Consider the following 21024-nt stretch of genomic DNA (forward strand, 5'->3'; position numbering starts at 1 on the left):
ATAAAGTAAAAACACCAAGCCAAGACCCCGTACCGAACTCAGTAGTGAAACACAGCAGCTCTGGGCGAGCCTCATGGAATGTCCATTATTATTTGTTCACAAGCCTTGCAGACATTCTATCCGCGGCTAAAGAGTGCTCCTAAGCTGCATTATATATTTTTGTGGAGGTGCTTTAACACCGAATGTATATAAAGTAATTTAACCCTCTTGAAAATAACTATTTAATCCTTGATGCTAGAGCTACTTTCTATTTTATTAAGCTAGATTATGTCTGAAAAAGAAAAGCCTTTAAAAATTGAACAGTTACTTTTCACTGCTGATCAAGTACGTACTTATGAAGCCGATGCGGCAAAAGAAAATGGATGTGACTTATTTATCTTAATGGAGCGTGCGGGGCAATCGATTTACAGACACTGGCAAAATTTTGATGCAGAAAACACTTTAGTACTAGTAGGCAATGGTAATAATGCGGGGGATGGCTATATTACCGCAAGGTTGATCAAAGAGGCCGGTTTCAAAGTTAATGTTTGTGCCGTCGAACCTAGTAAAGAGCTCAAGGGTGACGCTGCAAAAGCGCAGAGATTGTGGATTGATGCAGGTGGTGAGGTTATAGAATTCAGCGAAGAATATATTATCCAAGCAGATGTCATTGTAGATGCTTTACTTGGAACTGGCTTAAATGGCTCTGTGCGCGATAATTATGGCGCTATTATTCATAAAGTGAATCACTGCACTAAACCTGTATTAAGTATTGATATACCTTCAGGTGTCGATGCGGATACTGGTGAACCTCTGGGTGACGCTATACAAGCTACAAAAACTATTACATTTGTTGGTATCAAACAAGGTTTAGTTACGGGTATTGGTAAGCACTATAGTGGACAATTGCTACTTGATGATCTCGGTATTTCTAAGGCTTTCATAGCATTGGTGAGTCCGGCTGCTGAGCTAATTAATCTTCATAGCTTCGGTAACTTAAAAGCTCGCAAGATTAATAGTCATAAAGGGACACATGGAAAACTACTTTGTGTTGGTGGCAATCAGGGTACTGCTGGCGCCATTAGGCTAACTAGCGAAGCCGCTCTCAGGACGGGGGCCGGTATGGTTAGAGTTTACACCCATAGCGGCTCTATTGTTCCCATTAGTATGGGACGACCTGAAATTATGGTCAGTAGTGAAAACTTAAGCTCAGCACTTGAATGGGCAAGCAGTGTCGTTATAGGGCCTGGACTTGGTCAAGATAAGTGGGCTGAACAAACCTTTATTAAAGTAATCAACTATTGTTTAGCACATAAAAAGCCACTAGTGATTGATGCTGACGGGCTTAATTTACTAGCAAAAAATGCCTCTGTTTATCGTCTTAATAATTGCATTATTACTCCACATTCAGGCGAAGCTGCGCGGCTTATGAGCCGTGATGCTATGGCTATTGAGGCAAACCGCTATTATTACGCCCACGAGTGTGCAAAAAGCTATACTGCTACCTGTGTATTAAAAGGCGCGGGGACGATAATTGATAATACTCAGAAAGCGTGGGTGTGTGAAAATGGTAACCCCGCACTTGCTGTTGGTGGTAGTGGAGATGTATTAACGGGTATAATTGGCGCATTACTGGCACAAGGTTTAAGCTTGGCTGATGCCGCAGGTTTCGGTGTGGTGCTCCATGCAAAAGCGGGTGATATTGCCGCAGAGCGAGATGGTGAGCGGGGCATGTTACCTAGCGATCTATTCACGATCGTAAGAGAGCTAATAAACAAAAATAGTTAGTCTTTATCATAGTTAACCTGCGCGTAGTTGCAATAAATCCAATTTATTGCCATACAGATCCGACGGAACCGTGCTTTTCTTCAAGAGGTTGCTTATTGAAGGTAACGTCATTTTTGCGCATTGTTTCATAGTCACGCCAAAGTTATTCGTGTGTAGAAATAAAAATACTCTGCCACCAGTTTACTTCCCTAAGGACTCTAATTGCTCAGGAGTATTTGCTTTTGCGAGTAATAAGTTTTGCGATTATAGTTTGAGGGCGATAATAAAACCAAGCGCTTGCCATTAACTTTATTAGTATCTTCAATTAAGTCAAAACCCAGCTTAGTCTGGGTTTTCAATACTACTAAATACTATCGATGTAGCTCACCAGTTCTTTCTGGTTGGTAGATTATTTCTTTTATTTTTACTTTTATCATACCGCCGTTTGGTTTTGGCCACTCAATTTCATCACCTTGAGATAAGCCAAGTAATGCACTACCTACCGGGGCTAAAATTGATATTTTATCGCCACTATCATCAACATTTTTGGGATACACTAGCGTTAAAGTGAATTCCTCCTGTGTTGATTCAACAATAAAGTTGACGGCTGAGTTCATAGTCACCACAGTCGGGGGGATGTCTTTTGGCTCGACTATCGTTGCGCGACCAAGTTCGGCCTCAAGTGCTTTTTCGCCAGCGAAGCTACCTGTGGGTAATGATTCCATTAATTCATACACTCTATCAGCATCGAGTGTTGAGATGATTAATTCAGGCTTTTTATTCAATTCAATATCCTTAATAATATTGTTTAGGTAATACTTACTCTAAGTATAGTTTGATACCTGTTTAATGGTATTGAAATACATATTAAAGTAACTTGATTACCTAGCTTTAATTAGCACATGTTTATTTCTTTAGCCCTATAGCTAAAAACCCAGCCTAAGCTGGGTTTTTATTTGAGCTAAATGTTTAGGAGGATGATTACATCATGCCGCCCATTCCACCCATTCCGCCCATTCCGCCCATACCACCCATATCAGGGGCGCCAGCTTCATCATCTTTAGGAAGTTCAGCGACCATGGCTTCAGTGGTAATCATAAGACCCGCAATAGAGCCTGCAAACTGCAGTGCAGAGCGCGTTACTTTTGTTGGATCTAAGATACCCATTTCAATCATATCGTTGTATTCGCCAGTGGCTGCGTTGTAACCGTAGTTACCGCTGCCTTCTTTAACTTTACTAATAACAACAGATGCTTCGTCGCCAGCGTTAGTTACGATTTGACGAAATGGTGATTCCATCGCGCGAAGAGCCACTTTAATACCATGGCTTTGATCTTCGTTGTCGCCCGTTAATGTTGCAAGCTTGCTTGCAGCACGCACTAGTGCAACACCACCACCGGGTACTACGCCTTCTTCAACTGCGGCGCGAGTTGCGTGTAGAGCATCTTCAACACGGTCTTTTTTCTCTTTCATTTCGATTTCAGTCGCGGCACCTACTTTGATTACTGCAACACCGCCGGCAAGCTTTGCCATACGCTCTTGTAGTTTTTCTTTATCGTAGTCTGACGTTGCTTCTTCGATTTGTGCTTTAATTTGTGAAACGCGACCAGTAATGCCGTCTTCTTCACCAACACCATCGATAATTGTGGTGTCATCTTTAGTAATAACAACGCGTTTTGCTGTACCTAAGTCTTCGATTGTGGCTTTTTCAAGCTCAAGACCAATTTCTTCAGAGATAACTGTAGCACCGGTTAATACTGCGATATCTTGTAGCATTGCTTTACGGCGATCACCAAAGCCTGGAGCCTTAACAGCTGATACTTTAACGATACCGCGCATGTTATTTACTACTAATGTAGCTAATGCTTCGCCTTCAAGGTCTTCAGCAATAATAAGTAGTGGCTTACTTGCTTTTGCGACAGCTTCTAACGTAGGAAGTAACTCACGAATGTTAGATACTTTTTTGTCTATTAGTAAAATGAATGGGTTATCTAGTTCAACGACACCCTTTTCGGCGTTGTTGATGAAATACGGTGATAAGTAACCACGGTCGAACTGCATACCTTCTACAACGTCTAATTCGTTTTGTAGAGATTGACCTTCCTCAACTGTGATAACACCTGAATTACGGCCTACTTTTTCCATTGCTTCTGCGATGATGTCGCCAATTTCTTTATCAGAGTTAGCTGAAATAGTTCCCACTTGAGCAATCGCTTTGTTATCAGCACATGTAACTGATAACGTTTTAAGTTCTTCAACTGCGGCGATAACTGCTTTATCGATACCACGTTTAAGATCCATTGGGTTCATACCTGCAGCAACCGCTTTTAAGCCTTCGTTTACGATAGACTGTGCTAAAACAGTCGCGGTAGTTGTACCGTCACCTGCTGCATCATTTGCTTTAGAGGCAACCTCTTTAACCATTTGTGCGCCCATGTTTTCAAACTTGTCTTCAAGCTCGATTTCTTTAGCTACTGATACACCATCTTTAGTGATAACTGGCGCGCCAAATGATTTGTCTAATATTACGTTACGACCTTTAGGGCCAAGTGTTACACGAACTGCGTTTGCTAAGATATTTACGCCTGATAGCATTTTGCTACGAGCGTCACTTGCAAAAAGTACTTCTTTTGCTGCCATGATTAGTTTCCTTTAAATTCTAAAATGTTTGATAAACGAAAAGTAGGTTTAGCCTACAATGCCTAAAATGTTGTCTTCACGCATGATCAGGTACTCTTGACCTTCGATCTTTTCTGCTTTTTCAACATAAGAGCCGAATAACACAGTGTCATCGACTTTTACTTCTAATGCTCTTACTTCACCGTTTTCTAAGATACGGCCATTACCAACAGCAACAACTTTACCGCGGGTTGACTTTTCAGCCGCAGAGCCAGTTAATACAATACCGCCAGCAGATTTAGTTTCTTCTTCTAGGCGCTCAACGATCACACGATCATGTAAAGGGCGAATGTTCATTTATTTAGTTCTCCTAACAGTTTCTGCTTTTGCAGAAATAAGCTTCTTTGGTTGCATTCAATAATGGGGGTCGGTGGCAAAAATCCAAGTCAAAAAGTTAAATAAATTTAATCTTTTCGTTCGTATTCGCCATCAATCGTATTTGGTTGTTCAACATGGTGTTGTTGTGACTGCTTTGGTTGCTCATATGTGTCGCCGGTATTGTGCATCTGCGCATTCATTTTTACAGTTGCTTGGCTAGCAAGCCCTGCTGCAAGTTTGTTACGAATGGCTGGCGTTAATAGTAAAAAACCAAATACATCGGTCATAATGCCTGGAGTCATTAATAGCACCCCTGCGATGATCACGCATAAGCCCGTGAATAGTTCTTGGGCTGGCATTTGCCCTTGTGCCATTTGGGTTTGTACATTATGTAAGGCGCCCATACCTTGTTTTCGCACTAATCTAGTGCCAGCAATCGCTGTAATGATCACTAAAGCGATGGTTGCAAAACCACCAATAACCTCAGCAACTTGAATTAGTAGTGCTATTTCAACAATTGGCACTAGGATGAATAACAAAAATAAAAATCTAAACATAAGGCTCTCTAAAAAGTAATGGCTCCACTGGAGTCGTGAAATAATAATGGGGGTTAGCTGGTCTTATTTCAAGGTGGTGCAGTTTTTGTATCAGTACACTTTGCTGATGCTATCAGTTACTATGTATCTTGACTCCAGCAAACAAGTAAAGGTTCATTATGACAACGCATTTTCGACTTATTTTTACGACCTGCAAAGATGAACACGAAGCACGCTATTTAGCTGAGCAACTTATTAAACGTAAATTAGCGGCTTGTGTGAGTATTTTGCCGAGTACTCAATCTGTCTATATGTGGGAAGGTGAAATAACCTGCACCACAGAGAGTAAGTTACTGATCAAAACCAAATCTGAAAAAATGAACGATGTGATCCAAACTATTAAAACGTTACATAGTTATGAGGTTCCGGAAATTCAGGTGGTTGATGTGGCAACGGGCAATTTAGCCTATTTTAATTGGATGGATGAGGTACTTAATTAATGCGGTATGTTTTTTTATTAATTTGCGCGTTGTGGATGCAAAGTGCAAGTGCAGTTAATAACAACGTGTTTAGTGACTTATTAGAACCCAAACAAGAAACTTTTTTACAGGTTGACCAAGCGTTTGTTTTTGATTTTGATCAGCAAGGCAATAAGTTATTGATCGATTGGGACATAACTCCCGGTTACTACCTATATAAGAAAAAAATAGAAATCATTGCCAAAAGTGCAGAAGTCACGGTACCAGATCTTGGTAAAGGCGAAATTATTGAAGATGAATTCTTTGGCAAAACCGAAGTATTCTTTGATTCATTAAGCATTGTAAGCCAGCTTAATAATGTAACAGAAGGCGCAGTAGTTAAAGTGCGCTACCAAGGCTGCGCCGAAGCGGGACTTTGTTATCCGCCAGAAGTAATTACGATTCCTTTGTCTGTTGTGGCAGAAGGTACTGCTGCGACTAATTCAAATAGCCCTGCTAATTACACCGATAGTAATACAGCTAATACAACAGGTAACGCCTCAGCAAGCAATGCTGTGGCTGCTTTATCTGCGGATGATACTAATGGTGAAGGTACTAAAAGCGATTCAAAAACAACGAACTCTAGCAGTGTTGATCAGTCATACACCGATAAATTGGCTTCTCAAGGATTATTAACTAATTTAGTTATCTTCTTTTTAATAGGGATTGGTCTTGCTTTTACGCCTTGCGTTTTCCCAATGTTCCCTATTTTATCAAGTTTGATTGCTGGTCAGAAGAACCTATCAACTAAAAAAGCATTCGCGCTGTCGTTTGTTTATATTCAAGGTATGGCAGTTACTTATGCGTTACTGGGCTTGGTTGTCGCATCTTTAGGCGGTCAAGTGCAGGGTTACTTACAGCATCCATATGTATTGATAAGCTTTAGTATTTTATTTGTATTGTTAGCTATGTCGATGTTTGGTTGGTATGAAATAAAGCTACCTAGCGGCATGATGAGCAAGCTGACTCAAGTCAGCAATAACCAAAAAGGCGGCAATTATTTTGGCGTGTTTATGATGGGGGTATTGTCAGGCTTAATTGCTTCGCCTTGTACAACTGCACCGCTATCAGCTGCTTTATTATATGTGGCGCAAAGTGGTGATTACTTGGTCGGTGGGTTAACGTTATACGTACTTAGCTTAGGGATGGGCTTACCATTATTGCTATTAGGCACATCGGGCGGCAAGCTACTGCCTAAAGCTGGCGGTTGGATGGAGCAAGTAAAAACGCTATTTGGCTTTATTATGTTAGTGGTGCCATTAATACTGCTTGAACGGATCGTTGATATTGAGCTTATTTGGTTAATGGCTGGGTTATTAGCATTGGCAACCGCGTTGTATTTACATCACTGGCAAAGTGCACAAAGCCAAAGTAAGCTAAAAACAGGGTTATGGTTTGCAGCTACTTTACTCGTAATAACGGGTGTAAGCTTAACTAAAAACTACTATTGGCCAAGTTCGGTTGTTACAAATGAACAATCTACTAGTGAGCAAACCTTTAAACAGGTTGCTAACTTAGCAGAACTTAAACAAGCTATTAGTGATGCAAGCGCTAATGACCGTTTAGTTATGGTTGATTTATACGCTGACTGGTGTGTGGCGTGTAAAGAGTTTGAACATTACACATTTCCAGATGCCAAAGTACAAAGTGAATTTAGTCACTTTGAACTTATTCAAGTAGATTTAACCGAGAGCGATGATAAAACCATTGAGCTAATGGAAGAATATACGGTGTTTGGTTTACCGAGTATCTTGTTTTTTGACACTCAAGGTAAAGAATTATCTGCTCAAAGAGTAACCGGCTTTTTAAATGCACAAGACTTTGCTAACCATTTAGCCTCGGTGCGAGACAGCGCTAAATAAGACTTTGCGCTTTTTTTTGAAACGCCACTGACTTCAGTGGCGTTTTTGTTTATTGTTCCTACTATAGTGATTAGACCAGTATTTTGCTGTTATTTACATCGAACTGGCTATAATAGGTGGTTAACGTGAGAAATAGTTGCTATTTTAGATTTCCTCTTCAACTTTAAAGAGTGATTCTAGTCAAAATGGCTTAACTCATTACTTATAGGATATATCGCGGATTATGGCAGCAAGATTTAAACTTTTAGTTATAAATGGTCCAAACTTAAATATGCTTGGCAAGCGTGAGCCTGAAAAATATGGCAAACAAACTCTAAGCGAAATTATGGCTGAACTAACAGCGCATGCTGATGATCTAGATATTGAGCTAACGCATTATCAAAGTAATAGTGAGCAGGCCTTAATTGAGCGCATTCATAGCGCATGGCAGGCTATTGATTACATTATTATCAACCCAGCGGCATTTACGCATACCAGCGTGGCTTTACGTGATGCCTTACTGAGTGTTGATATCCCGTTTTATGAAGTGCATTTAACCAATGTGCATGCGCGGGAAGCGTTTCGTCATCATTCGTATTTTTCGGATGTCGCACAAGGCGTGATATGTGGATTAGGCGCAATGGGTTATCGCGCAGCGTTCGACGCTGCGGTTAAGCGGTTGCAATACTCGAATTAATTTTTAAACTAACAAATAAACAGGCGGGCCGTTCATGGATATTCGCAAGATCAAAAAACTTATCGAACTAGTAGAAGAGTCAGGTATTGCTGAGCTAGAGATCACAGAAGGTGAAGAATCAGTACGTATTAACCGTAATAACATGAGTGCAGGTCCTGCTTATGCTCCACAATATGCACCGCAGTACGCACCAACACCATCTCCTGCAGCACCAGCCGCGGCTCCAGCGACTGTTGAATCTGCAGAGCCTGCAGCACCAGCAGGGCATCAAGTTAAATCACCAATGGTAGGTTCTTTTTATGCAGCTGCCTCTCCAGAAGCGCCTTCATATGTTGAAGTCGGTTCACAAGTTAAAGTGGGCGACACGCTTTGTATTATCGAGGCGATGAAAATGATGAACCAAATTGAGTCAGACAAAGCCGGTACTGTAAAAGCAATCTTAGTTGAAAATGGCGAACCAGTAGAATTTGATCAACCTTTATTCATCATTGAATAATAGTGCAACCTAAGAGGCCAACTCTCATGTTAGATAAAGTAGTCATTGCAAACCGAGGTGAAATTGCACTTCGTATATTGCGCGCCTGCAAAGAGCTTGGGATCAAAACGGTTGCTGTACATTCAACGGCAGATCGCGATCTTAAACACGTATTACTTGCAGATGAAACGATTTGTATTGGTAAACCAGCGGCAACAGAAAGTTATTTGGATATTCCACGTATCATTGCAGCAGCTGAAGTTACTGATGCAGTAGCGATTCACCCCGGTTATGGTTTTCTTGCAGAAAATGCTGACTTTGCTGACCAAGTTGAGCAAAGTGGCTTTGTATTTATCGGCCCTACCGGCGACACTATTCGTTTAATGGGCGATAAAGTATCGGCAATTAATGCGATGCGTAAAGCGGGTGTTCCATGCGTACCAGGCTCTGATGGCCCTGTATCAGATGACAAAGAGCGCAATATGCAAATTGCTAAGCGCATCGGTTATCCGGTTATCATCAAAGCTGCCGGTGGCGGTGGTGGTCGTGGTATGCGTGTGGTACGTAGCGAAGCAGACCTTATTGACTCAATTGCACTTACTCAGCAAGAAGCTAAACAGTTCTTCGGTAATAGCGTGGTTTACATGGAAAAGTTCCTTGAAAACCCGCGTCATATTGAAGTTCAAGTATTAGCTGATGGTCAAGGTAATGCTGTTCATTTAGGTGAGCGCGATTGTTCTATGCAACGCCGCCATCAAAAAGTGGTTGAAGAAGCGCCTGCACCAGGTATTACCGCAGAAGTGCGTAAGTTTATTGGTGAACGTTGTACGCGTGCATGTATCGAAATTGGTTATCGCGGTGCGGGTACTTTTGAGTTCTTGTACGAAAACGGTGAGTTCTACTTCATTGAAATGAACACGCGTATTCAGGTTGAGCACCCAGTAACAGAAATGGTAAGTGGCGTTGATTTAATCAAAGAGCAGTTAAAAATTGCTGCGGGTCAGCCGTTATCATTTACCCAAGACGATGTCGTTATTCGTGGTCATGCCATTGAATGTCGTATCAATGCGGAAGATCCTGAAACGTTTATCCCTTCACCGGGTAAAATAACTCGTTTTCATCCAGCCGGTGGTTTAGGTATTCGTTGGGACAGCCATATTTATGCTGACTACAGTGTTCCACCGCATTACGACTCAATGATTGGCAAGTTAATTACTTACGGTGAAAACCGTGATGTGGCTATTGCTCGAGCGCGTAACGCTTTAAATGAGTTAGTGATCGACGGTATTAAAACAAATACCCCGTTACATAAACGAATTTTAGCTGACGAGAACTTCCAGAGCGGTGGCACCAACATTCATTACCTAGAGAAAAAGCTAGGTTTATAAAGGTTGTAGAGCAGGTTGACCTTTCAGGGTTGAAGTTTGCTTAACCAAAGGACCTAGAATCGCTTCAAATGCCGGCTACTGAGCCGGCATTTTTGTCTTTGAAATACCTGCTATCGCCATGTGAAAATAATCTGGTATGATTAGAGGCTGTTGACCTTTAGAGGTTACTTTTGCTGTAGTGTGTTTGGGTTTTAGGCAAAACAGAGCACATGTAGTATGAACTAATTGTTTTATTGAGGTAGAAATGACGCATAGCGTTACTTTTCAACTAGCTGATGAAGCTGAAACCGTGGCAATGGGGTGTCAACTTGCTGAACTAATCGACAGTGGTGCGGTAATTTATTTACATGGTGACTTAGGTGCCGGTAAAACAACGTTAACCCGAGGAATAGTGCAAGGGTTTGGGCATAAAGGGAAGGTTAAGAGTCCAACTTATACATTAGTTGAGCCTTATGAATTGGCACGAGCAAATGTGTACCATTTTGATTTATATCGATTAGGTGACCCAGAAGAACTTGAATATATGGGCATTCGCGATTACTTTTCTAATCAAGCAGTTTGTGTGGTCGAGTGGCCAGAAAAAGGTGGCGAGTTTATTCCTACACCAGATTTAGATATCACTTTGACGTATGTAGGTGATTCCCGTGAAGTGCTTATTAATAGCCTAAGTGAACGCGGTACGATGATTGTTAAAAGATTATACAGTTAAAATAATAAAGGCAGAGATGGTGAATATGGCTCGAAGTAAGTACAAACTTTTGTCTTTTATATTGTTATTGGTACTAAGCCAGTGTGCAGTAGCGCAGAATAATATCAATAGTGTACGCATATGGCCGTCTCCAGACAGCACACGGGTGGTATTTGACCTGACTGAAAAGCCAGATTTTAGTTATTTTATGTTAAAAAAACCAGCTCGATTGGTTATTGATATAACAAAAACTAATAAAATTGATAACTTACCTAGTATTCCTAGTAAACACCAAATATTAAGTAAAATACGTTATTCAAAACCTAAGAGTAGCAACAGTGTTCGCTTTGTATTTGAGCTATTAGGCGCAACCAAACCGGTCGTTTTTGCACTTGCACCAGCGGGGCCTTATAAACATCGTTTAGTGGTTGATTTATATGATAAGAGCATACCTAAAGACCCCGTTGAACCCAGCCAGGCACATATACAAAAGCGTGAAATAAGCCAAGAGCGCGATATTGTAATTGCTATAGATGCGGGCCACGGCGGTGAAGATCCAGGTTCAATTGGTCCCTCGGGCACCTATGAAAAAACCATTACTCTACAAATTGCAAAACGTCTTGAGCGGATGATCGATGCAGAGCGTGGTATGATTTCAAGAATGATCAGACGTACTGATTACTTTGTTAACCTGAATGCGCGAACAAGTCGTGCGAGAGAGAAAAAAGCAGATTTTTTTGTATCAATTCATGCTGATGCGTTTACAAGTCCTGAACCTAATGGGGCGTCAGTTTGGGTGTTATCGTTGCGTCGTGCTAATTCAGAAATAGGTAAATGGCTAGAAGATAAAGAAAAACACTCTGAACTACTAGGCGGGGCCGCAGGTGTTATTAAAGATACCGCTAATGAGAAGTATTTGGCTCAAGCGTTGTTAGATATGTCGATGGATCACTCCATGAAAACCGGCTTTAATGTTGCTGATAAAATGGTAAGTGAGCTTAAAAAAGTGGTTAGACTACATAAAAAAGTACCACAAGCGGCGAGCTTTGCAGTGTTAAAATCACCTGACATTCCATCAATCTTGGTTGAAACGGGGTTCATCTCAAATCCTCGTGAAGAGCGCTTACTAAAAACAGCGAATTACCAAGAAAGCTTAGCAAAAGCTATGTTTACCTCGATTAAAAGCTACTATTTACAGAACCCACCAGATGATTCATTATTTGCTAAATTAAAGTCAAAGTACCCTACAAAGCACAAAGTGCGTCCAGGTGAGTCACTTAGCTTATTGGCGAGTCGCTATGGGGTGTCTGTTAATCAGCTTAAAAAAATCAATAAATTAAGGTCAAATACCTTATTTATCGGCCAAGAGCTCGATATTCCACAAAGCTAAACTTTGCGCTTTAGAGCCTGTTAGGAAAAGTATGAGCATTGAGATATTACCCGCGCGACTAGCTAACCAAATTGCCGCAGGTGAAGTAGTTGAACGGCCTGCATCAGTCGTTAAAGAGTTAGTCGAAAACAGCCTTGATGCCGGTGCTACTCGTATTCAAGTTGATATTGAACGCGGCGGGCACAAACTTATTCGTATTCGCGACAATGGTAGTGGCATTGGTAAAGATGAGCTAACACTGGCGCTATCTCGCCATGCTACCAGTAAATTAAAATCTCTTGATGATTTAGAAAGCATTTGCTCTTTAGGGTTTCGCGGCGAAGCACTTGCCTCAATTAGCTCTGTGTCACGGCTTACTTTAAGCTCTAAGCCAAAAGAGCAAGAAGCGGCATGGCAAGCATTTGCTGAAGGCCGCGATATGGCGGTACAAGTTAAACCGACCGCTCACCCTGATGGCACGACAATTGAAGTTAAAGATTTATTTTTTAACACTCCAGCACGGCGCAAGTTTCTACGCACAGAAAAAACCGAGTTTAATCATATTGATGAGCTATTAAAGCGCATTGCTCTGAGTCGTTTTGATGTCTCTCTTACTTTGACTCATAACGATAAAGTGCTGCGTCAGTACCGCGCCAAAACAGATCCTAATCAAGCTATTACGCGAGTGGCTCAAGTTGCGGGTAAAGCGTTTGCTGAGCAAGGCGCGTATATAGAATCAGGTGAAGCAGGGCTAATGCTTCGCGGCTGGGTGTTACCGGTTGGTTCTGCCAATACGACACAATATACTTATGTAAATAATCGGATGATGCGCGATAAGCTGATTTTACATGCTATTCGTCAAGCCTTTGAAGAAGTGGCAGGGCCTGAAGAATTACCGGGGTTTGTAATCTATATCGATATTGACCCACGCCAAGTGGATGTAAATGTACATCCGGCTAAACACGAAGTGCGTTTTCATCAAGGGCGTTTAGTGCATGACTTTATTTTACAAGCAATTAAGCAAGTCGTACTGCCATTGCAAGGAGATGTATTTTCATCGCAGCCTCACGAACAAGCTGATATGAACAATCAGTCTTATGAGTCGCAAAATAAACCCATTTCTCATGATGCATTTGATTACCCTCAATCATCACTACAAAGCTCTGAGGGGAATTATACTTCAGGCGGTGTAAGTTACAGCGCTCAAAAAGGTGGCGAGCAAGGTAGTGGTGGTTATACTCATCAGCGATCACCTGCAACGGCTTCACATCACGATGTTAATGCTTTTTATCAAGGTGTGAGTGAGCACCATGCTGCACACTTTGATGCTGCTAATGTTAAGCCTATTCCCGCAGCTGATTTTTCAGAACAAACAAACCGAGTTGCACAGAACTTATTAATTAATGACGATGGCAGTTGTGTGTTTATCGCTGAGCAGCAATGGTATTGCTCGCATATGAAGTATTTACTAGCTGAAGATTGGTTAGCGCAAACACAAAGTGAAGGCCACCTTGAAGGTAAAGCTTTACTGCTGCCGGTGCGTGTTAATTTATCTAAGGAAGACTGTCAGCATTTAACGCAGCAACAGTCTTGGTTTACTCTGCTTGGGTTTGAGCTGGTAATTGATAAGCAATTTGTGATGGTAAAAAAACTGCCTTATAGTTTATATCTCCTTGATGTAAGCCAAGCAGTCGATGCGTTAGTAAAAGCCAGTCATACAGAGCTTAATAGTCTAGCAGATTGGCTAAACTGGCAGCAAAGCCAAGTGCCAGCACGCTATTTTACTAGCCAAATATTTAGCGAACAGCAAACGCGAATACAAAATAACCCACAAACAATTCAGCGTTTATTGGAAAAAGCAGTTAAAATAGATTTAACGAATCACTTATCGCAATTAAACCAAGGTAACTGAGTTTGAGTAACTTACCGGTCATTTTTATAATGGGACCCACGGCTGCGGGTAAAACCGATCTGGCTATTTCACTGTGTGAGCATTTAAATACAGAGATTATCAGCGTCGATTCAGCATTAGTATATAAAGATATGAACATTGGTACTGCAAAGCCAAATGCTGATGAACTAACGCGAGCTGCGCATCATTTAATTGATATTATTGATCCCGCTCAAAGTTATTCAGTTGCTGACTTTCGTCGAGATGCAATTGAAAAGATTGATCTATTTCATCAACAAGGTAAAGTGCCTGTACTTGTTGGTGGTACAATGATGTATTTTAAATCATTATTAGACGGGTTATCGCCACTCCCTGAAGGGTGTCCTGTGGTGCGTGCTGAGCTAGAGCTTCAAGCGCAGCAGCATGGTTGGCCACACCTATACAAACAGCTAGTAGAGATTGACCCTGTAGCCGCCAGTAAAATGAGTAAAAATGATTCTCAGCGAATAAACCGCGCGTTGGAAGTGCATAGATTAACAGGTAAAACCATGTCTGAGCTGCAACAGCAAAAGCCAGCGAGATTACCCTATACGTTTCATCAATTCGCAATTGCGCCGGACGATCGAAGCCAATTACATCAACGTATTGAGCAAAGGTTTAAAATAATGCTTACACAGGGGTTTGAAAACGAAGTTTCGTCCTTATATCAACGTAAGGATTTACATCCGAACTTACCTTCTATTCGTTGTGTAGGTTATAGGCAAATGTGGGATTACATTGCGGGCGAAATTGATTATGATGAAATGGTATTTCGCAGTATTGCAGCCACACGACAGCTTGCTAAGCGTCAATTGACGTGGTTACGAGGATGGCCTGAGGTTACTTGGTTAACTACAGGTGATGAAGAAAACTTGCAACGTGTAGTAAGTTCGCTAAGCTAGTAGTAGTTGAAATTTTTAGCTTTGTTAAATCAGTTCGGCTACTTAAATTATAATAACACCTAGAACGAAGGAAAATAACATGGCAAAAGGCCAATCGTTACAAGACCCATTTTTGAATGCGTTACGTCGTGAGCGTATTCCCGTATCAATATTTTTGGTAAACGGCATTAAATTACAGGGTAAAGTTCAGTCATTTGACCAGTTTGTAATTTTACTTGAAAACACCGTAAATCAAATGGTGTATAAGCACGCCATTTCAACAGTAGTACCAGCTCGCGCGGTTAACTTCCAAGGTGTTCAAGGAAGTGATGACGTGGAAGAAGAGCCTGAAGCTGGAAATTTTTAAATTAGGAGCGTAATGCTTGTTTGACCGTTATGAAGCCGGCGAACAGGCAGTCTTAGTTCATATCGACTTACCCAAAGAGGGCGATCGCGAAGATCTGCACGAATTGGAATTGTTGGTATCTTCTGCTGGTGTTAGCAGTTTGGCGGTTGTGCAAGGCAGCCGTCAAGCACCACATCCGAAACTATTCGTCGGTACCGGAAAAGCAGAAGAAATAGCTGAGATTGTCAAAATCCACAACGCAGATGTCGTTATTTTTAATCATCAACTCAGTCCTTCACAAGAACGCAATTTAGAGCGCGTTTGTCAGTGTCGTGTGCTCGATAGAACGGCTTTAATTCTTGATATATTTGCTCAGCGTGCACGTACCCATGAAGGTAAGTTGCAGGTTGAGCTTGCGCAGTTGCGTCATATGTCCACTCGCTTGATTCGCGGCTGGACTCACCTTGAACGCCAAAAAGGTGGTATAGGTTTACGTGGCCCGGGTGAAACCCAGCTTGAAACCGATAGGCGTTTGCTACGGGCACGAATTAAAAATATTCGTGCAAGATTAGCCAAAGTTGGTGTGCAGCGAGAGCAAGGTAGGCGTGCGCGTAATCGTAGCGAAATCCCAACGGTTTCGTTAGTCGGCTATACCAATGCGGGTAAGTCGACGTTATTTAATCGTATTACGGACTCTGACGTGTATGCCGCCGATCAACTGTTTGCGACTTTAGACCCCACATTACGTAAATTAGATATTGGCGATGTAGGGTCAGTGATTTTAGCTGATACCGTTGGATTTATTCGTCACTTACCGCATGATTTAGTGGCTGCCTTTAAAGCTACCTTAATTGAAACTCGTGAAGCCGATTTACAGCTTCACGTTATTGATGCTGCCGATCCTCGTAGTAAAGAGAATATAGAGCAGGTACAATCAGTACTCAAAGAAATTGACGCAGATGAAGTGCCACAGTTATTGGTTCATAACAAAATTGATATGCTTGAAGGTATTACACCGCGTATTGATCGTGATGAGCAAGGTCAGCCAATCCGAGTTTGGTTGTCGGCGCAGGCGGGTTTTGGATGTGAACTACTATCTGAAGCGATCAGTGAGCTGATTGCCAAGAAAATGTTGGCAGAAAAGCTTAAATTACCGCCTGAATGGGGTAAACTACGGGCTGCATTATATAATTTAAGTGCGGTTCATAACGAAGCGTTTGATGAGCAGGGCAGTTGGCTGCTCGATATACGATTACCACAGGTTGAATGGAATCGCTTACGAAAAGAAATGGGTCATGAGATTGATGCTTTCATCGAAGCGGTATAAAAAACTCTTCTGTAATGACGTTTTTAGTATGAGAACGTCACTATATTTGATAGATTTAACCTAATTCATTTAGATAACAATGGAGTATAGCTATGGCCTGGAATGAACCGGGTAATAATGGCAATGATAAAGATCCGTGGAAAAGCAAAGGCGGAAAAGATCAGGGGCCACCGGATTTAGACGAGGTATTTCGTAAATTCAGCAATAAGTTTGGCGGTTTGTTTGGCGGTAAGAAATCCGGCAATAACAGCGGCGGCGGACTTGGTGGAGCCGGTCTTTCATTTATTTTAATTATTGCGGTAGTAGTGTGGGCATTGAGCGGTATTTATACTGTTAAAGAGGCCGAGCGCGGTATCGTATTACAGTTTGGTCAATATGATCGTATTTCACAGCCGGGCTTACGCTGGAAAATGACTTTTATTGAAACAGTTATCCCTGTTGATGTTGAAGCCGTGCGTTCATTTTCTTCATCAGGTTTTATGCTCACAGAAGATGAAAATGTAGTGAGTGTAGACTTTCAGGTGCAATACCGTGTTATTGATCCGTATCTTTACAAGTTTAGTGTCACTAATGCTGATAGTAGTTTAGCTGAGTCACTAGACAGTGCTCTGCGTTATGTTGTTGGTCATTCAAAAATGGACCAAGTACTGACTAATGGGCGTGAAGAAGTACGTCAAAATACTTGGGATGAGCTAAATAAAATAGTTGAACCTTATAAATTAGGTTTAATTGTTACTGATGTGAACTTTAAAGATTCTCGCCCGCCTACCGAAGTTAAAGATGCTTTTGATGATGCGATTGCAGCACAAGAAGATGAAGAGCGTTTTATTCGTGAAGCTGAAGCTTATGCGCGTGAAATTGAACCACGTGCTCGTGGTCAAGTAACACGTATGACACAAGAAGCTGAAGGTTATGGTGAGCGTGTTATTTTAGAAGCACAAGGTGAAGTTGCACGATTTGAAAAATTATTACCCGAATATACAGCAGCTAAACGTGTAACACGTGAGCGTTTATATATTGATACCATGCAAGAAGTATTAGGAAGCAGTTCTAAAGTGTTAGTTGATGTGGAAGGAGGTAATAACATGATGTATTTACCACTTGATAAAATCATGGAAAAACATGGTTCAGCACCTAAGCTAGCGCTACCAAGCTCGAGTGATATTAAAGATCTACGCAACAAAGCTAATACCTCAAGCAACAGCACTGTCAATTCAGGTTCAGACCGTTTTTCGTCTGATCGCTTTAACGATAGCGGGAGATAAGCATAATGAAAAACTTTAGTTTAGTTGTATTGTTAGCTGCCGTTGTACTATGTTTTTCATCAGTATTTGTAGTACCAGAAGGGCAAAAAGCAATTGTAATGCTATTTAGCAAAGTGCAAAAAGATGACAGTGGCGAAGCTATTGTCTATGACCCTGGCTTACAATTTAAAGTGCCTTTCTTTAGTCAAGTACGTCGCATTGATGCGCGTATTCAAACTTTAGATGGTGCGCCAGATCGCTTTGTAACCAGTGAGAAAAAAGACTTAATTGTTGATTCGTTTGTAAAATGGCGAGTGAGTAACTTTAGTGCTTTTTACTTACGTGCTCGTGGCGACAAGCAATATGCTGAGACGTTACTAGAACAAAAAGTAAATAATGGTCTGCGTACTAACTTTGGTACTCGTACTATTCGCGAAATAGTATCTGGTGAGCGTAGTGAGCTTATGGAAGAAGCGCTTGTGCAAGCTTCTGAAAGTGCGCAAGAACTAGGTATTGAAGTACTTGATGTACGCGTTAAGCAAATCAATTTACCTTCAGAGGTGAGTAATTCAATTTATCAACGTATGCGCGCAGAACGTGCTGCAGTTGCTAAAGAACATCGTTCTGAGGGTCAAGAAAAAGCCGAAAAGATTCGCGCTGAAGTTGATCGCCGTGTAACAGTAATGCTTGCTAACGCAGAGCGTAATGCTCGTTCTGTACGTGGTCAAGGCGATGCAAAAGCCGCTGGAATTTATGCTGGAGCTTACAATAAAGACCCTGAGTTCTTTAGTTTTGTACGCAGTCTCGAAGCATACAAAAACACCTTTAACGATAAGCAAGACGTAATGGTGTTATCGCCTGACAGCGACTTCTTTAAATATATGAAAGGAGCTGCATCGCAATAGCAGTTGCTTTAATGTAGAACAAGTCCAAACCCTGCTTCAGCAGGGTTTTTCTTTTACTGTGACGATAGTTTTATTTATAAATTGATGTTATTCAGTTAGTTGTTTTTTTTTATTGGTATTTATTATTAGCAATGCAGAAAAAATAAGCTAAACGGGGTGATCTTTTACCTTGTTTTCTGATAAAATCTCGTCCTAATTTTTTCTAAGTGAAGTTACAATGGGTAAAAATGTTGTTGTATTAGGCACCCAATGGGGTGACGAAGGTAAGGGTAAGGTAGTAGACCTCCTTACAGACAAGGCATCTTTAGTAGTTCGTTACCAAGGTGGTCATAACGCTGGCCATACTTTGGTGATCGACGGAGAAAAGACGGTTTTACACCTTATTCCATCGGGTGTATTACGTGACAATGTTAAGTGTGTGATCGGTAATGGTGTAGTTGTTTCACCCGAAGCATTAATGAACGAAATCGGCATGCTTGAAGAGCGAGGCGTACCTGTACGCGAGCGTTTATTAATTAGTGAAGCATGTCCGCTTATTCTGCCTTTTCATATTGCATTAGATGTAGCCCGTGAAAAAGCACGCGGCGATAAGCCAATTGGTACTACAGGTCGTGGTATTGGTCCAGCTTATGAAGATAAAGTAGCCCGTCGGGGTTTACGTGTCGGTGATTTATTTCAGCCAGAACAATTTGCAGCTAAGCTAAAAGAGATATTGGAATACCATAACTTTACTTTAGAAAATTATTATAAAGTAGAGCCTGTTGATTTCCAAAAAACGTACGATGATGCAATGGCAGTTGCTGATATTTTTAAAGCGATGTCTATTGACGTAACTGAGCTGCTTGATCAAGCGCGTTTAGCTGGCGATAATATTTTATTTGAAGGTGCTCAAGGTACATTACTTGATATCGATCACGGAACATATCCGTACGTAACGTCTTCAAATACTACTGCTGGTGGTGTGGCAACAGGTGCTGGCTTTGGTCCATTAAACCTTGATTACGTTTTAGGTATTATTAAAGCGTACACTACACGTGTAGGTTCAGGTCCATTCCCTACAGAGCTTTATGACGGCCTTGAAAAACAAGACCCAGTAGGTAAGCATTTAGGTGATAAAGGCCATGAATTTGGTGCGACTACAGGCCGTTTACGCCGTACCGGTTGGTTAGATGCCGTTGCAATGCGCCGCGCTGTACAAATCAACTCAATTTCAGGTTTTTGCTTAACTAAACTAGATGTTTTAGACGGTCTAGAAACATTGAAAATCTGTACTGGCTACCAGCTTGAAGATGGCACTGTAACTAACGTTACACCACTTGCAGCGGAAGGTTATGATAAAGTAACTCCAGTATACGAAGAGATGCCTGGTTGGTCTGAAAATACCGTAGGTGTTACTTCTCTTGACGGCTTACCTAAAGCGGCAATTGATTACATCAAGCGTATTGAGGAAATTACCGGCGTTCCAGTTGATATTATCTCAACAGGTCCAGATCGTGTAGAAACAATGGTATTAAATAACCCGTTTGCTTAATCACTTATTTGTTTAAAAAAAGCTGCTGAATGCAGCTTTTTTTGTGCCATAAATTCAATGTGGAACAATCTTTATTCACTATCGAGTGAGATTTTTTGCTAAGTGATCACCATGCGTACTTTACTGCCACTGTCATTGTTATTTCAAGCTTGGTTTAGGACCAAGAGCCCGTTACAACTGTACCTTTGTATACTGAAAGTGAGCTGGTAACATTAATTAATAAAAATACTCATTTAGTGCAAGTAAAGGCAGATGATTGCCAGTTAGTACAACATATAGAAGCGCGAGCTAATAAAATGGCGTGGCACCCTAGCAACTTTTATATGGCGGTTAAGTATCCATGTGAAGCGTCAGCGCAAGGAAATTTAAAAGCGCAGATCTGCTGGGAAATTTTATTTAATCAAGGGTACGGTAGTTCTAGAAACTTTGAAGCTGCCTATCGCTGGTTTTCCACTCTATGGTGGCTGATAAAGCCTCTCACAAAAAAGCGAAAAATCACTGGTAAGCTTGCTAAAAAAATGCCAAATAGCGTTATGGCATTCGCGCACGAATGCTGATGTAGCTGAGGTAAAGTTGGCTAGGGTAAATTTTTAGTTAAAGAAAAT

At 41.3% G+C, this 21024-nt stretch carries 19 protein-coding genes and 1 pseudogene; 16 read left to right on the forward strand and 4 right to left on the reverse strand.

Features of this window, described 5'->3' with window-relative positions; all coding sequences use genetic code 11:
* Positions 1 to 267 precede the first annotated feature (267 nt).
* Positions 268 to 1767: an NAD(P)H-hydrate dehydratase gene (locus ACT3RM_RS03685; protein ID WP_441993116.1), complete on the forward strand. Its 1500-nt coding sequence runs from the start codon at positions 268 to 270 to the stop codon at positions 1765 to 1767.
* A gap of 350 nt (positions 1768 to 2117) precedes the next feature.
* On the opposite strand, the gene rnk is transcribed toward ACT3RM_RS03685, so the two are convergent.
* The 4 genes from rnk to ACT3RM_RS03705 form a co-directional block, all read right to left on the reverse strand.
* Entirely contained in the window at positions 2118 to 2531 is a 414-nt protein-coding gene (gene rnk / locus ACT3RM_RS03690) for a nucleoside diphosphate kinase regulator (protein ID WP_441834970.1), read from the reverse strand.
* A gap of 196 nt (positions 2532 to 2727) precedes the next feature.
* Positions 2728 to 4386, reverse strand: coding sequence for a chaperonin GroEL (groL, locus tag ACT3RM_RS03695; protein WP_441993114.1), 1659 nt, complete (start codon positions 4384 to 4386; stop codon positions 2728 to 2730).
* Positions 4387 to 4434: 48 nt separating this feature from the next.
* Positions 4435 to 4722: a co-chaperone GroES gene (locus ACT3RM_RS03700; protein WP_441834972.1), complete on the reverse strand. Its 288-nt coding sequence runs from the start codon at positions 4720 to 4722 to the stop codon at positions 4435 to 4437.
* 107 nt (positions 4723 to 4829) lie between these two features.
* Positions 4830 to 5300, reverse strand: a complete 471-nt coding sequence (locus tag ACT3RM_RS03705; protein WP_441834973.1) for an FxsA family protein — start codon at positions 5298 to 5300, stop codon at positions 4830 to 4832.
* Positions 5301 to 5458: 158 nt separating this feature from the next.
* Between ACT3RM_RS03705 and cutA the strand changes: the two genes are divergently transcribed.
* From cutA to ACT3RM_RS03780, 15 genes and pseudogenes are all read left to right on the forward strand, one after another.
* Positions 5459 to 5779 carry a divalent-cation tolerance protein CutA gene (cutA, locus tag ACT3RM_RS03710; protein WP_441834974.1) on the forward strand — a complete coding sequence of 107 codons (321 nt, stop codon included), beginning with the start codon at positions 5459 to 5461 and terminating at the stop codon, positions 5777 to 5779.
* Positions 5779 to 7659 (forward strand): protein-disulfide reductase DsbD, encoded by a 1881-nt coding sequence (locus ACT3RM_RS03715; RefSeq protein WP_441834975.1) that lies wholly within the window; start codon positions 5779 to 5781, stop codon positions 7657 to 7659. The genes cutA and ACT3RM_RS03715 overlap by 1 nt, the downstream gene beginning before the upstream one ends.
* A 223-nt stretch (positions 7660 to 7882) precedes the next feature.
* The gene (gene aroQ / locus ACT3RM_RS03720; protein WP_441834976.1) at positions 7883 to 8335 is read left to right on the forward strand and encodes a type II 3-dehydroquinate dehydratase; all 453 of its coding nucleotides are present in this window, start codon (positions 7883 to 7885) and stop codon (positions 8333 to 8335) included.
* A 34-nt stretch (positions 8336 to 8369) separates the two neighbouring features.
* Positions 8370 to 8831, forward strand: a complete 462-nt coding sequence (gene accB, locus ACT3RM_RS03725) for an acetyl-CoA carboxylase biotin carboxyl carrier protein (RefSeq protein ID WP_441834977.1) — start codon at positions 8370 to 8372, stop codon at positions 8829 to 8831.
* Positions 8832 to 8857: 26 nt separating this feature from the next.
* Positions 8858 to 10198: an acetyl-CoA carboxylase biotin carboxylase subunit gene (gene accC / locus ACT3RM_RS03730; RefSeq protein ID WP_441834978.1), complete on the forward strand. Its 1341-nt coding sequence runs from the start codon at positions 8858 to 8860 to the stop codon at positions 10196 to 10198.
* Positions 10199 to 10442: 244 nt separating this feature from the next.
* Positions 10443 to 10907, forward strand: coding sequence for a tRNA (adenosine(37)-N6)-threonylcarbamoyltransferase complex ATPase subunit type 1 TsaE (gene tsaE / locus ACT3RM_RS03735; protein WP_441993084.1), 465 nt, complete (start codon positions 10443 to 10445; stop codon positions 10905 to 10907).
* A 25-nt stretch (positions 10908 to 10932) separates the two neighbouring features.
* Positions 10933 to 12276 (forward strand): N-acetylmuramoyl-L-alanine amidase, encoded by a 1344-nt coding sequence (locus ACT3RM_RS03740; protein ID WP_441834980.1) that lies wholly within the window; start codon positions 10933 to 10935, stop codon positions 12274 to 12276.
* 31 nt (positions 12277 to 12307) lie between these two features.
* On the forward strand, positions 12308 to 14167 hold the full coding sequence (gene mutL / locus ACT3RM_RS03745; protein ID WP_441834981.1) for a DNA mismatch repair endonuclease MutL: 1860 nt from the start codon (positions 12308 to 12310) through the stop codon (positions 14165 to 14167).
* Positions 14168 to 14169: 2 nt separating this feature from the next.
* Positions 14170 to 15087, forward strand: coding sequence for a tRNA (adenosine(37)-N6)-dimethylallyltransferase MiaA (gene miaA, locus ACT3RM_RS03750; RefSeq protein WP_441994555.1), 918 nt, complete (start codon positions 14170 to 14172; stop codon positions 15085 to 15087).
* Positions 15088 to 15166: 79 nt separating this feature from the next.
* Complete coding sequence (hfq, locus tag ACT3RM_RS03755) at positions 15167 to 15433, forward strand: RNA chaperone Hfq (RefSeq protein ID WP_441834983.1); 267 nt, start codon at positions 15167 to 15169, stop codon at positions 15431 to 15433.
* A 16-nt stretch (positions 15434 to 15449) separates the two neighbouring features.
* Positions 15450 to 16739 (forward strand): ribosome rescue GTPase HflX, encoded by a 1290-nt coding sequence (gene hflX, locus ACT3RM_RS03760; protein WP_441834984.1) that lies wholly within the window; start codon positions 15450 to 15452, stop codon positions 16737 to 16739.
* A 92-nt stretch (positions 16740 to 16831) separates the two neighbouring features.
* Positions 16832 to 18004, forward strand: a complete 1173-nt coding sequence (hflK, locus tag ACT3RM_RS03765; protein WP_441993087.1) for an FtsH protease activity modulator HflK — start codon at positions 16832 to 16834, stop codon at positions 18002 to 18004.
* 5 nt (positions 18005 to 18009) lie between these two features.
* Positions 18010 to 18888, forward strand: coding sequence for a protease modulator HflC (hflC, locus tag ACT3RM_RS03770; protein WP_441994556.1), 879 nt, complete (start codon positions 18010 to 18012; stop codon positions 18886 to 18888).
* A gap of 217 nt (positions 18889 to 19105) precedes the next feature.
* Positions 19106 to 20419: an adenylosuccinate synthase gene (locus ACT3RM_RS03775; RefSeq protein ID WP_441993089.1), complete on the forward strand. Its 1314-nt coding sequence runs from the start codon at positions 19106 to 19108 to the stop codon at positions 20417 to 20419.
* Between the two features lie 164 nt (positions 20420 to 20583).
* Positions 20584 to 20976, forward strand: a pseudogene (locus ACT3RM_RS03780) (flagellar protein MotX); the annotation flags it as partial.
* Positions 20977 to 21024 lie beyond the last annotated feature (48 nt).

Origin of the sequence: Pseudoalteromonas sp. AOP7-A1-14, from assembly GCF_052376275.1 — a bacterium.
Lineage (GTDB): Bacteria > Pseudomonadota > Gammaproteobacteria > Enterobacterales > Alteromonadaceae > Pseudoalteromonas.